This is a genomic window from Pseudomonas sp. NPDC078700 (assembly GCF_044542375.1).
Classification (GTDB): Bacteria; Pseudomonadota; Gammaproteobacteria; order Pseudomonadales; family Pseudomonadaceae; genus Aquipseudomonas.
In genome coordinates, this window is the sequence record NZ_JBITUI010000003.1 from 471,432 (window position 1) to 485,410 (window position 13,979).

Consider the following 13,979-nt stretch of genomic DNA (forward strand, 5'->3'; position numbering starts at 1 on the left):
CTGGTCACGTTGCCGGCGATCAAATAAGCTCACACGCCTGAGCAAAAGACAGGCGCGGGCCCGCAGGACGCAACTTGCTGGCGTCGCCATAACCAAGACTGCAAAGGAAGTTGCTCTTCCAACGCCCATCGGTGAAAAACGCCTCATCAACCTGAGTAGTGTCAAAGCCGGACATCGGCCCGCAATCCAAACCCAAGGCACGTGCAGCCAACATCAAGTAAGCACCTTGCAGACTGCCGTTACGTAAGGCTGCGATATGCGCAGCCTCTGGGTTTTCCCGGTAAGGGGCTGCTGCGTCATAGATTGGAAAAAGCTCGGGAAGAAATTCAAAAAAGCGGCTGTCAAAGGCAACAATCGCGGTGACCGGTGCTTGCAACATTTTCTCGCCGTTATGGCCTTTAAGTGCGGGCAGTAACTTTTGCTTGGCTTCATCCGTTCGCACAAAAACAAACCGTGCCGGGCAGCAATTATTGCTGGTAGGCCCCTGTTTAAGCAGTTCATAAAGCTGTTGCAAGTCGCTGTCTGTGACAGGTTGATCGAGCCAGGCATTATGTGAGCGCGCTTGCAAAAAGAGCTGGTCAAGTGCAGCAGCACTGAGCGCTTGAGTCATAAGATTTTCTCTTCAATTCTGGGATTATTTAATGGATTGGCTGAGCCGTCGTAGTTGCAACTGGGGCTAAGCCCGGCAAACGCGGTAAACCAAGACACAGGCCCGCGATAATCAGTTGGGCGATAGCAAGCACGCTCAGTGCAGCAGGCAACTCTTGGATGGCACCGCCCGTGAATGCAAGGACCACCAAGGGACTGGCAAACTCACCCGCAAAAATTGCGGCGGTAAAACAACCAGCCGCCCGCCCTCGTTGACTAAAATCAACCTGAGCCATTACCCAAGTGATCAACGTTGGCAGCATCAGACCGATGCCCACGCCATTAATAAACACGGCCGCGATTACCAGCGCATGGTTACCTGCCTTGGCCATCAGCAAACCACCAACCCCAGCAAGAATGAATGCCACAACCATATTCCGGTGTGCTGGTATACCGCTAAGGAGCCTGAAGCTCAGCGCTCCGGCCAAAACGCCCAGTTGGTTAGAGCCCATGGTCAAACCAATTTGCTGCGGTGCAGTCACATGCAGCAAATTAAGTAGGTAGCCCGCCTGTACCGGCACCACAAACAAGCTAACGCCTGCTAACACCGCCAATAAATAAAGGGGGGTCAGCGTCTTCCAAGGAAAGCTATGGGCAGTGCTGGGCTGGCTAGTGTTTAGGTTTTGGGCAACAGGTTCCCAGAGCAATTTGGCCATAAGAGGCAAGAACAGCAGCCCAACGGCATAGAGCACAAAGGGGGTTCGCCAGCCACTCTCTCCCAGTGCGCCGCCAATCGCCATAAACAATGCAGCAGAGAGCGAGGTGGCGACCATTTGCAATGCGAACAATCGCTCACGGCGTGCCCCGTCGTAATAATCGCCCATCAAGGTTGTACAGCAGGTCATGATTGCTGCTTCGGCCAGGCCAATGCCAGCGCGACTGATAACGATGGCCTGCAACGAGTCCAGCCACAGCGGCAGTACCCCACACAGGGTGTAAAGCAGCATGGCCACAAGCAATAACGGTTTACGCCCAAACCGGTCGGCGATAATCCCAGCAAAGGGTGCCAAGAGCGCGATAATCAGTGCAGGTAGTGTCAGCGCAATGGGCACCAGCACCGCCGCGCCTGGTGTCGTGGCAAAGTGCTCTTGCATCCGGGGCAAGACTGGGGCTAACAGCACTGCCCCCAATACCGGTAAACAACTGCCAAGCAGTAACAGCGTTGACTGTGCCAATCCAGCTTTACGCTCAGTACTCATTGCCGCTCTCCAGCAAGTGCACCGAACAAACAGCGGCACCGTAAAGTGCTAAGCCGTTAGTAATTGCACTACATAACCGCAACACAAATCGCTTCACTTCGGACATGGGCCTACTCTCTTGTTGTTATTAAGCGTTCATACATCAGTGCACGCTGCTGGTAGCCAGCGACGCGTCTTTGCTGTGCTCAGTTTTCGAACGCGCTGTTTGATTGCGCGAATGCTTGGCCCTATGGGGTTCATTATTTACAGCTTGCTCGCTGCGTTTAACCGGCAACAGGAAGTAGGCCAACGCTGGCAACAGAACCAGTGCACCGACCATGTTCCAGACGAACATAAAGGCCAGCAGTACGCCCATGTCCGCTTGGAACTTGATTGGTGAAAGAATCCAAGTCGCTACGCCGATGGCCAGCGTAATACCGGTAAGCATCACCACCTTGCCGGTGGAAACCAGTGCCCGGTAATACGCCTCGGAGAGGCTTGAGCCTTGGCGCAAATGACTGAGCAAAATACTCATGACATACAAGGCGTAGTCGACCCCGATGCCGACACCCAAAGCAATAACCGGTAGCGTTGCCACCTTTACACCGATGTTGAGACCAACCATCAGGGCTTCGCAGAGAATGGACGTCAGCATCAGTGGGATCACAGCGCAGATGGTTGCGCGCCATGAGCGAAAGGTAATCAGGCACAAAATGATCACCGCGCCATAGACCCAAAACAGCATCTCGCGGTTGGCCTGCTTCACCACAATATTGGTTGCTGCCTCGATACCGGCACTACCCGCCGCCAGCAGAAACTGCACATCATCTGTGTTGTTGGCAGCGGCAAACTGCTCGACATGATCGACTAAACGGGTCAGCGTTGCGGCCTTATGGTCGGTCAGGTACGCATACTGAGTCAGCAAACTGCAGTTTTCGTTGTACAGCCCACGCGGAGCTGCAGCGGTGATCATATTGAGCATCGCTTGGTTATTTTGCAGCTCGTACCATTTAGGGTTGCCTTCACTCAAACCAACCAGGACACGACGGTTGAGCAAAGCCAATGAGTTGGTCGAGTCCACCCCTTTCAAGTTGCGCAGCTGCCAATCCAAGGCATCAACTTTGCGTAAAACCTCATAGCTTGAGCAGGCGCTGGCTGGGGTTTTGACCATGACGGCAAATACGTCGCTGCTCGCACCGTAATGCGTTGTGAGATAACTATCGTCCTGGTTGTAACGCGAATCAGCACGCAACTCCGGAGCACCTGCGTCCAAATCACCGATTTGCAAATGCTCGCTGACCATAAAACCCAGAACTGCCAGCACCAGACTCACAGCAATGCAAAGGCTCGCCCAACCACGGCGGGTAAACAGGTCAAGAAAACGCCAGAAGGCATGACGCTCAAGGCCAGCTTCCTCTGCTTGCTCGCTCTTAAGGCTCAGTTGCGCCGCACGACCGCTGACGCCGACATAAGACAGCAACACCGGCAACAGAATCAGGTTAGTGAAGATGAGTACCGCTACGCCGATACTGGCGATGACGGCCAGATCCTGAATAACCTGGATCTTAATAATCATCAGCACCGCGAAACCCACTGCGTCACACAACAGTGCGGTTAGCCCGGCGAGAAACAGCCGTCGGAATGTAAAGCGAGCGGCTACAACGCGGTGCATACCGCGTCCGATATCCTGCATGATGCCGTTCATTTTCTGCGCGCCGTGGCTCATGCCAATGGCAAACACCAAGAAGGGTACTAGCACAGAATAAGGGTCAAGCTGGAAGCCCAGCACCGGCAGTAAACCCAGCTGCCAAATAACCGCTACCAGCGAGCACGCAACAACAAGCAAAGTGCTGCGAACGCAGCGTGTGTACCAATAGAGCACCACGGTTGTAATGATAATCGCCACAGCGAAAAACAAGATAATTTGCTTAAGGCCGGCGATCAGATCACCAATTTTTTTGGCAAAGCCGGTGATGTGAATATCGACACTATCGCTGGCGTATTCCTGGCGTAGCGACTCCAGTTGATCAGACAGCACGGCGTAGTTAAGTGGCTGTCCGTCTTTAGTTTTACTCAGCAGCGGAACGTAGATAATGCTGGACTGCTGGTCGAAAGCCACCAACTGTCCGATCTCATTGGACAGCTGCACATTGCGTTTCAGATCTCCCAGACTACGAGGACTGCCGTCATATTCATCAGGGATTACCGGGCCGCCATCCATGCCATCTTCTGTCACGGCAACCCACCGAGTCGCGGGCGTCCACAATGACTTCATGTAGGCGCGATCAACGCCCGGGAGCAAGTACAGTTTGTCGCTTAAGGCTTGCAGGGTTTTAAGGTAGTCGGCGTTGTAAATATCGCCTTTCTTATTGGCCACCGCGATGCGCAACGCATTACCCAAGCCAGTCAACTCGTGCTGATGCTCCAGGTAGTTGGCAATGTATGGATGCTGGGTTGGAATCATTTTCTCGAAGCTGGCATTGAGTTCAACGCGCAGCGCTTGATAGCCGAGAAACAACGTAGTCAGCGCACATAGAATCAACACCCAAATGCGATGATTAAACAGCGCTCGCTCCAGCACCGAACCGGAACGCGGATCGAAACGCGTAACATCCGCTGACGACGGGTCAAAAGGTTGGTTAGAAGGCTTCATGACCTCACTCCGAAACAGAGGATGCAGTTGGAGAAATACGCATCAAACCGGTGAACCCGGCAACAACAAGAGCGCCATCGGCCGCTTGGATTAGGCTCGCCACTGGTCGCCCAAGAGGTTTACCCACTGGCTGCAGGTTGGCGCTGCTAGCGCTGGAGCGAAATATTCCCCCCGCCTGATTGACCAGCAAGACTTGGCCATCGGCCAAACGAATCGAGTCGCTAAATGAAACGGGCGCAATTACCGGTGCGGCCGCAAATGTCTCTCCAGCGTCAGAAGAGAGGAATGCCTTGCCTTTAAGGCCGGCAACAAGCACCTCATCATTACCCATCATTTGCAGGGTAAAAAAACTGCCTTCATAAGGACTTTCCAGCGCAGTAAAGACCTGCGCATCGTCATCAGAACGGGCTAAATACCCTTGTTCACCAGCCAAAAACCACCGCTGTCCTTGATGGGCGACGCCATACAAGTGCATACCCATGGGGTTATCGATTTGCCCCATGAGCGACTGCCAACTGGCACCGCCGTCATGGGTTTGCATGGCCAAACCATATGCGCCGACAATCACACCGCGCTTGGCATCAACAAAATCCAGCGCCAGGAATGGCTTATCCGGGCCGTCATCAACTAAGCGTTGAGCTGCATCGACGCGAACCTGTGCGGTTTCAGCATCAGCAGCGGAGGCAAGGGCCTGCTGCGCAGACTGCAGCTCGATCTTCGCAGCACGAACACCATCGAGCTGAACGCTCCAGTGATCTCCGCCATCGACAGTTGCTAACACCACACCTGCATGGCCGACCGCCCACCCCTGCTTGGCATCGACAAATTGCACAGCTGTCAGGCCAACAGAAACCGGAACATCGGCCTGACGCCAGCTATTGCCGTTGTCATCCGATAGCACCACGGTGCCGCGTTCACCAACAGCCACAAGACGCGTTCCGGCTCTAGCAAGATCGAGCAATACAGCTTGCGCAGCCAGGTCAGTATGAAGCGCTGATGTCGCCAATACTGGCCCTATAGTCATCTCATTGGCCAAGCTAGGCACCGCTACCAGCGGCAGACTTAACGCTAACAACCAAGTCTTTGCCCGGGTAAATCTGTTCATCGCACACCTCAAAAAATACTTAGCTCCAACGGGCCTTCCGCAGGGGAAGACCCGACGCGGCATAAGCGTTAACGCACGCCCTGCCCGGCCATTACCGCCGGCTTGAACTCAGATTTTTTATAGCGATCAACAACACCATACTGCTCAGGTAATCCGGTATAGACGTTTTGGATAAACCAGGCGCTAGAGGTCAGATCATAGAATCCAGAAGACAGTACAGCGTGGGCAGGGATATCCGGCATCACTGCAGGCAGCGCCCAAAGGGTCTTGGCCAACTGGCCACTGGCATCCCAACGGTCACCGAGCAGAGCCTGCCAGGTATCTTCATCCAGGTAATAGCGGCCTTTAGGTAGCTGGTGACGCATCCCAGGGGCTAAATCGGCTTCAACCACCCAAACGCGATGCAATTCCCAACGCACGTAGTCAGGGTTCATGTGGTGCTTCTCGAACAAGTCTTCAGGCTTCGCTGCCGCCTGGACCTTGTTGGTGTTGTACGGCACATACATTTCTTGCTTGCCGATTAACTTCCATTTGAAGCGGTCCAGACGGCCTTGATAGACGGACAATTCGTCAAAGGTCATAACCCCGGCGGTGGCCGGTGTAGGCGTATCACAGCACGCATTTGGCAATTTGCGCACACGGCGCTGACCAGCCAGATAAACGTGTGCCTGCGACTTGTCACCATTAACGTTGGTGCGCCCCATAATCTGCTCACCCGCGCGAATCGGTGGGCCTACGTTGAGCAGACGGAACAGCCAGTAATCACCATCGAAATCAGCTGCCGAGCCTTCGGGGTAGTAATACGGCATTTCTTGTAGCGCTTTGCCGTCGGTGGTCATGACCTGACTGCCATCAGCCGTAATCAGGTAGTGACGGAAGTGCATCGCAATGGAGGTTCCGCGCCAGTTGAGAATGTGATTCCAAATCGCTTGATCGCCATTCTTTGGAATGGGGAATGGAATACCGCCATAAGCACCTTGTGGAATCGGACCTGCACTGCTGTCTACCAATGTGGCTGCAGTGGCGTTCTTCAGCGTGTTGTCATATACCCATTTAGGCGCCGCTGCAGTGCGATGCGTTGGGTAGATATCAAGGCGATAGGAATCCGGATAACGCTTGAACATTTCCTTGGTGCCATCGCTCAACTTGTCAGCGTACTGCGCCAAGTTCTTCGCGGTGATGCTGAACAAAGGTTTTTCATTGGCGAAGGGATCTGAACGTTTGCCACCTTCTTTATAGGCTGGGTCAACCTTGGTGTAGCCGCCGTCCCAAGCCGGGATAGAGCCATCAGCATTGCCAGCTCGCTCGCCGCCCAGCGGGGTCAATGTAGTGCCCAATTTTGCGGCTTCTTCGGCAGAAACAGCAGCCATCGCAAGATTTGCAGTGAGCGCAAAACCACCGAGCAAAGCAATGCACAGGGCTTTGAGTTTGAATGAGTGGGTCATGTGTTCAAGTCCTCTTAGAACGTGGTCTTGACGGAGAAAGCCAGGTAATCCCGGTCTTTCAGCGACTGCTTAAAGGTGAAGTGAGACGCCGCATCGAGGTTGGTGTCTTCAGGCCCGTAATAATGGGTGTAGGTAAGGCCAGCGGTGACGCGTTCTTTGTAGGTGACGGAGATGCCGATGTTCATGTCGCCACCGTTATCAGGACCAAATGAACTGACGACTGCCGATTTACCCATCGGGAAATAGCTGACACCGACCGGAACGCTGATGTCGACGCCCGAGAACACTTGTCGGTAGGTTGGCGCAAACACCAACTTCAGGCCCAGACCATCATCCGTCGCACCTGGGGACAGTGCTTCCCTGTTCTTGCTGACGCTTAGCAGGCGGTTCCAGGCAATCTCACCGACCAAGCTGGATTCTTGGGAAATGAATGAAGGACCAAATGAAGCAATGGTATTGAGGTTGATATGTGCAGTACGGCCAACGGCATAGAGCGCATGGTTGTTGTTGTCGGCCTCAACCCCTGGAGTGATGGTTACACCGTTTGAAACCAATGGCATATTCCAGCGCAGCGACGCTTCACCGGCAAAGCTGAACTGTTCAACCGTGGTGATAAAACTGGTGCCCAAGGCTTGTATGTCTTCTGGGTAGACCCAGTAGTACTCGCCGATTTTACCCGTGCCAAAATCAGGGCCAGTTGCACTAGGCTTTAGGTAAAGCTTGGGGCTTTTGTCATGGTATTGAATCGCATACAGACCGTATTCAACTGTGTCGGCGCTGTATTTAAGCTGCAGCCCCCCTTGGCCCGAACTGCGTGCTTCTTTGTCATTGCCGTGAAAAAAAGCAGCTGGGCTGTTGGGGTTGCCGCCCAAAAAGCCAGGAAAAGGTGCGCCGACAATAAGTCGTTCGTTACCCTCACCGATCGTGTCGCTGACAGAAAAATAGCTGCCCGAACCTGGCAGACGCGTTTCTTCCCACTCGAGCTGATAGTAAGCGCCCAAGGACACGTCATCACTGATTTGGTAGGAGGCCGAGATTTGGTTAACGGGACGAACAATCTCTTTGAACTGGGTATTGGGAACCGAAACCGCTTTAACCACATCGACTGGCGCCATGCCGCCAGCAATACCATTGGCACCAAAGAACAGGCTTTCCCCCCAAACCAAACCATGTTGACCAAGGCGCACCGACAGCGCACGCTCAGCCAACTCGCCATTCCAGTAGACGAAGGCATCAAGCAATTCGCCGTCACCACCGTGTAAGTGGCGGGTGTCATCGGTGAATTCATCGTAGGCAACTGAACGCTGGTTGGCGCGGGTTGGGTCATCGTTATCCGTGTCATCCTGATAAACAGTGTCATACCAAGCTGCACCGCTGAGACGGGCACCGAAATCACCAACAGCCAGGTCCATTTCTGAGAGGATATCCAGGCGGTTCGAGATCAAGCCTTTATCAAAATTGCGGTCGCCATCGTCCTGGTTCAGCGCCACTTGCCCTTCAGCCAGCTTGCTGCTCTGATCTTGCGTGCGCCAAGCACTGCTGTACTTGAACGTGTTATCCCAACGCAGGCTGACATCAGAGTTTCCAGTATCGATCTGAAATGCCTGAGCCAGTGGGGCACACATCACCAAGGCGGCTGCCATTGTCATCGGGAATGGCGCAAGCCGTGCGCCGGCTCTCTTGCGAATAGCCATCGAAAAAACCCTCATTATTGTTGTATGGGTGTTGGTTTCCGGATATAGCTCCCCCAACCCCGCGCAAGACATGCGGGTGAAGGGGATTAGTTGGTTACTCGTTAAATAGGGCGGATTCGCCCGAGTCTCTAGACCGGCTCAGCCGTTCTGGCCAACATCTGTTTAACCAAACCGATGCGGTCAAAACTCTGGTCGTGAGCAATTTCTTTATCACCGGCCAGTACTGAGCTTTCAGCAATGTATTTGCAACGCTCAAAGCGGCGCGCCATGAAACGCTGCAATACGTCATTGATAGGGCCGCCTGCTGTCAGCTCTTCGCTGAGAACGATGGCGTCTTCAATCGCCATCCCGGCACCTTGCCCTAAATGTGGAGTAGTCGCGTGAGCGGCATCACCGATCAATAACACGCGATCGCGATACCAAGGCTCATCAACAAACACAACTTCCAGTGGTTTGTAGACAACCTTTTCGCCATCTGTAATTTGTTCACGCAGCTCTCCAATGGGACCGGAAAAACCACTCAGACGCGAACGCATTTCAGCTGCCAGGGTGCTGGTGTCCATCCATGGATTGGAGGGCTCGTGTGAAGTCAGAAACATGTACATCAGATCATCAGCCAGCGGCACCAAACCCGCATTGCCAGCAGGGCCCTGATAGTTAGCCAGATGATCGATTTCAGGCAGGCGTGGGAAGTTGTAGCGCCACACCGATTGCCCGGTAAAACGTGGCATGTACTTATCGCCGAAGAGCATGCTTCGAACTTTGGAATATAAACCATCTGCGCCAACAACCAGCGAGTAACGGCTTTGCGAACCATCGGTAAACTGAACGTCCACACCGTCGCTATCTTGCGTAAGGGTATCTACCGTCAGCCCTAGGCGCACGTTGGAACCAAGTTCAATCGCGGTTTCACTAAGTACTTTGTGTAATGCTAAACGTGAGATTCCAACATTTGCCGGGTACTCAGGCCCCGCTAAGCGCTGGCCTGGGATACGCGCCAATAATTGGCCGCCAGTGGTATTGATCGTCACGTCTTCAAATGCGTAAGCAGCATCGAGGTAACCATCAAGCACACCCAGCTTAGCCATTTCACGTACAACGTTGCTCTGCTGAATAATGCCGACACCGTAAACCGTCCACTCAGCTTTGAGCTCAACCAGATCGACCTCAATACCTTTGCGACGCAGGGCGATTGCAGCGCACAGACCGCCAATACCACCACCGACGATTAACACTTTACTGGCTGTAGTCATTACAAATCTCACTTTTTGTTTTTGTTTGCGACTACCGATCACAGGCATGTGCGGCGACGCTTTTAAACAGCTTCTCGTCAAATGACCGATTTGACTAATCGCATGATCAGATGCGATCTATCGCCAAACGCGATACCTCAATACGCTTCAGTTGCGCGACGTTCAGGGTCAACCACCCCTGTTCTTGCGAGTGTTCAAGGAGGGTTAATCGCTGACCTAAACAGGGGCCGTACACGCACTCGCCATCGTCTATCCGAAACTGCGCACCGTGCGCATAACAGACAATCATCTGGCCATCGGCCGAGAGGAAACGGTCTTTGCGGTACTGCATCGGCACATCCAGATGCGGGCAACTATTGAGGTACACCCGCAACTGACCGTTGCTGCGTACGGCAAAAACGCTGTCTTTGCCGCGCTGCAATGGATCAAACCCGCGCGCTTGGCCCTCGCTCAATTCATCGAGCCGACACAGCACGATAGATTCAAAGGACATGGGCGCACTTATCCCTGCTTCGGAGGCGGGCCACCTGGTGCCCATTTCTCACGGGACGTGAAGAGAAACAGCTGAGAGTTATCCGCTGACATCGGTGCCTGACGGGCAGCCCATTCGTCATCGTGCTTGTCCATATCAGCATCGTATTCAATGTGGCAGCCCAAAGGGCTGTTGAAATACCAGAACCAATTGGAGCCAAACAGGTGACGACCAGGGCCCCAGAAGCTAGTCCAGCCGCTCTGCTCAAACCGCCGTCCGGCCAGCAACACTTCGGTGCCACTGCCCATGTGAAAGGTGAAATGCTCACAGCCCTTCATGTGAGGTGGGGTTTGGATCATGAACAAGCAATGGTGATCATCTGCGCCAGCAGGACGCATAAATGGACCTACACCAACAAAGGTGTCAGTGGTTCTGAAACCCAAGCGTTCAGCATAGAAAGCCTCTGCTTTTGCTGCGTCGGGGACGAAATACACGACATGGGAGAGCGTGCGCGGTACAGCCGGCATATCCAATGTGATGCCGGGTTGATTTAGCGGTCGCTGCGGCTCACTGCCTGGTGCGTTGGTCAGGTCAGCCGGGGCGCTGAAGGGACGACGTACGGTTACCTGAAAACCAATAGCAAACCCCATGTCATCAACGCTGTGCACACTGCCATCAGCACCGCGGCTGACTTCACGGTCTTTACCTAACTCATCTGCAATAGCTTCTAGGTCATCGATGGCTGCTACACCGTATACGGTTTCGCGCAGCGACGGTCCTGGACCGATAGCAGCAGGCAGTTCGCTATTGTCTGCATGACGAATGATGATCGAGGTGCCATCAAGCGCCTCGAAACGGCCGCCCTGCTCGTTAGCGTCAACGGGGGTCAGACCATAGTCACGCAAGCAGTCAGTACAGGCTTGGATGTCGTCGACACCAAAAATCAGGGTATCAAGGCCAATGATATTCATGGCTACCACTCCATTAAAATTATAGTGCGAACAGCAACAGGTTTTACTTACTCATCAAGTAGCTGTCCGATGTTCGATGGTGGCGTCACTGGTTTGACCAGAGCACTGCGCAGAGATTGGCGTAAACAACTGTTGGCGACTAATCGTGTGTTGGGATGTGACCTATCAGCGAACGCGATACTTGAGGGCATTGATCAATCCTTGCTCAATACAGATTCGCTTCACTCGCCGCGACAACAAAAAGCCACTGAAACAGCACAACACGTTGGTCGCACTGCTCAAGTGGCAAGGTCGGTTTTGCAGTATTTATGAAGGCTAAAAATGCCTAATCAACTTGGTAGTCTGCTGCCATGGAATGAAGACATCTGCCAGCCTTGCGCGCCATGCACTCAGACTTGAGTTACAAAGCCTTCCCCTTTGATGACAGTGGTGTCGCTGCGTTTTTGCATAGTATTGGTTTGAAACCCGGTCATTACCGCCGTATCGCCATAAAGGCGGACTTCAAGTTGATCACGCTGCACATCCACATAGCGCACAACATCACGCGCATAGGCCAAGTAATCAGCCTTGCTATGAATCAGGCCCGTGGTATGCACATAGACCAAATCATCAGCAAACAGACGTTCAACCTGCTGATGATTTTCTTCAACCAAGGCGACACGTCGCAGCCGCTCAGCCTCGAGAATTTGTGCAATTTTTTGTTCGCTCATTGTGTGTTTTACCTGTTGATTGAAATTTACAGCTCACCGTGATCAGCTACCAAGCTCGCTGCCACAACAGCAGCTATTGCGCAGCGCTCATCGTTATCTGAGGTATCGCCGGTAATGCCTATGGCGCCCAACACTTCGCCTAAGGCATTGCGAATCAATACACCACCGGGTACAGGCACCATATTGCCGCCTGCCAAATCGCTCAACGCATTGAAAAAGGCTGGCATCGCTGCCGCGCGCTTGGCCAATTCGCGACCGCCAAAACCCATACCAAGCACGCTCGCGGCCTTGCCGTTGGCAATCTGTGGACGTAATAAACTGGACTTCTCGTCGCGCTTTAACGCGAGCAAATGACCGCCTGCGTCCAGTACTGCCACGCACAGCGGAGCTAAACCTAAACGGCGACCTTCGGCCAGTGCTGCATCAACCATGATTGATGCAGCTTCAAGGGTAAGTTTGTGCATACGCGGCTCCTTATTGATCGATTCTGGCCGGGCGCTTGCCCATTTCGACCGCGCGCTGGCGAGTGTGCAGCTCGGACCACTTCACGGTATTGAAGTCAGAGACCTTATTCGGGTCGTATCCCGGCACCGTCGGTTCGACGCGCTTGCCGCCAAGGTAAACGCTACGAATGCGACTGCGCTCCTGCAAAATCGCGACATTCTCAAGAGGTGAGCCATCGACAAAAATAAAGTCCGCGCGGCGACCGACTTCCAGTGCACCCACCGGTTGCGATGCCGGCAACATTTTTGCCGATACCGAAGTGGCTGCACGCAATGCTTCTGCTGGAGTGAAGCCCAGCCAGTCAACCAGAATTTCGATTTCACGAGCATGCCATTCCCCGTACGGAGTAATGGCAAAACCACTGTCGCTGCCCGTCATAAAGGGAATGCCTGCTTCACGGGCACGACGAAGATTGCGACACCCAACATCGATCACCCGGCGTTGCATGGCCGCGTAACCACTTTTGGTTGATGCTTCATAGTCCTCGGCGAACTCCACATTGTTGGCCAACATGGTGAATGTCGGCGCTAAGTGGCTGCCTGATTTAAGGATGGCTTCAATGCACTCATCATCCATGAAGAAGCCATGAAAAATCACATCAACCCCGGCCTTCGCGGCATACAGAACCGCCTCGCGGCCATAAGCATGCACCGCCACCTTCTTACCCAGACGATGAATTTCCTCGACCATAATCCGAGTTTCTTCTTCAGTGAACGCCGCAATGTGCTCACCATTTGGACGGAAGTGCGGGCCATCCATCGCGATCTTGATGACGTCTACACCGTCTTTAGCTTGGCGACGAATCTCGCCGATTTGCTCATCACGCGTCGCGCACAAACGACCACTGAAGTATTCAGGCGTGCCTACCCAGCTCGGGAACCAATCATTGAGGCTTTGCCGGTTAGCAATCACGTTGCTACTGGCGGCGATGCGCGGGCCGGTGAACATGCCGGCGTTAATCGAGTTGCGCACGGCGATGCTGCATTGACCTGCATCCCCAGGTACGACTACAGAGGTGTAGCCTGCAGCCAATAAATGCTGGGTGAAAAACAGCCCGCGCAAGGCGCGAAATTCCGGAGAGACATGCAGGTCGATGTCTTCTTCACTCTTGGCATTACCAAAAACCAAATGCGTGTGAACATCGACTAGACCCGGCATCACAAAATGGTCGCCAGCATCGATAACCGCTTCACCCGGTGTCGGCTGTGGCGCTTCAGCGCGTGAGCCAACGTAGCTGAACATACCGTTTTCAATGACCAGCGTTTGCTGTTGCCGTGCCTGATCTTCCAAACCGGTAAACAGCGTTTGGCAATTGACGTGTATTCGTGACATGAGATTGGCACCTG

At 53.6% G+C, this 13,979-nt stretch carries 12 protein-coding genes; all 12 read right to left on the reverse strand.

All coding sequences use genetic code 11. The features are described 5' to 3' along the window. Positions 1-19 precede the first annotated feature (19 nt). The 12 genes from ACIGCM_RS12550 to ACIGCM_RS12605 all read right to left on the reverse strand — a co-directional run bounded on the left by ACIGCM_RS12550 (position 20) and on the right by ACIGCM_RS12605 (position 13,965). Positions 20-610 (reverse strand): malonic semialdehyde reductase, encoded by a 591-nt coding sequence (locus ACIGCM_RS12550; RefSeq protein ID WP_397502382.1) that lies wholly within the window; start codon positions 608-610, stop codon positions 20-22. A gap of 28 nt (positions 611-638) precedes the next feature. Then, positions 639-1,847 carry an MFS transporter gene (locus tag ACIGCM_RS12555; protein WP_397502383.1) on the reverse strand — a complete coding sequence of 403 codons (1,209 nt, stop codon included), beginning with the start codon at positions 1,845-1,847 and terminating at the stop codon, positions 639-641. Positions 1,848-1,989: 142 nt separating this feature from the next. Then, the gene (locus tag ACIGCM_RS12560) at positions 1,990-4,479 is read right to left on the reverse strand and encodes an RND family transporter (protein WP_397502384.1); all 2,490 of its coding nucleotides are present in this window, start codon (positions 4,477-4,479) and stop codon (positions 1,990-1,992) included. Positions 4,480-4,483: 4 nt separating this feature from the next. Then, entirely contained in the window at positions 4,484-5,584 is a 1,101-nt protein-coding gene (locus ACIGCM_RS12565; RefSeq protein ID WP_397502385.1) for a WD40/YVTN/BNR-like repeat-containing protein, read from the reverse strand. A gap of 68 nt (positions 5,585-5,652) precedes the next feature. Further along, a complete protein-coding gene (locus ACIGCM_RS12570; protein ID WP_397502386.1) occupies positions 5,653-7,029 on the reverse strand; it encodes a DUF1329 domain-containing protein in 1,377 nt (458 codons plus the stop codon). A 14-nt stretch (positions 7,030-7,043) separates the two neighbouring features. Next, positions 7,044-8,723 (reverse strand): DUF1302 domain-containing protein, encoded by a 1,680-nt coding sequence (locus ACIGCM_RS12575; RefSeq protein WP_397502387.1) that lies wholly within the window; start codon positions 8,721-8,723, stop codon positions 7,044-7,046. A gap of 128 nt (positions 8,724-8,851) precedes the next feature. Then, positions 8,852-9,976: an FAD-dependent oxidoreductase gene (locus ACIGCM_RS12580; protein ID WP_397502388.1), complete on the reverse strand. Its 1,125-nt coding sequence runs from the start codon at positions 9,974-9,976 to the stop codon at positions 8,852-8,854. Between the two features lie 106 nt (positions 9,977-10,082). Next, positions 10,083-10,469, reverse strand: a complete 387-nt coding sequence (locus tag ACIGCM_RS12585) for a Rieske (2Fe-2S) protein (protein WP_397502389.1) — start codon at positions 10,467-10,469, stop codon at positions 10,083-10,085. Positions 10,470-10,477: 8 nt separating this feature from the next. Continuing rightward, positions 10,478-11,419, reverse strand: coding sequence for a VOC family protein (locus ACIGCM_RS12590; protein ID WP_397502390.1), 942 nt, complete (start codon positions 11,417-11,419; stop codon positions 10,478-10,480). A gap of 389 nt (positions 11,420-11,808) precedes the next feature. After that, entirely contained in the window at positions 11,809-12,129 is a 321-nt protein-coding gene (locus ACIGCM_RS12595) for a nuclear transport factor 2 family protein (protein ID WP_397502391.1), read from the reverse strand. A gap of 26 nt (positions 12,130-12,155) precedes the next feature. Then, entirely contained in the window at positions 12,156-12,593 is a 438-nt protein-coding gene (locus ACIGCM_RS12600) for a heme-binding protein (RefSeq protein ID WP_397502392.1), read from the reverse strand. A 10-nt stretch (positions 12,594-12,603) separates the two neighbouring features. After that, the gene (locus ACIGCM_RS12605) at positions 12,604-13,965 is read right to left on the reverse strand and encodes an amidohydrolase family protein (RefSeq protein ID WP_397502393.1); all 1,362 of its coding nucleotides are present in this window, start codon (positions 13,963-13,965) and stop codon (positions 12,604-12,606) included. Positions 13,966-13,979 lie beyond the last annotated feature (14 nt).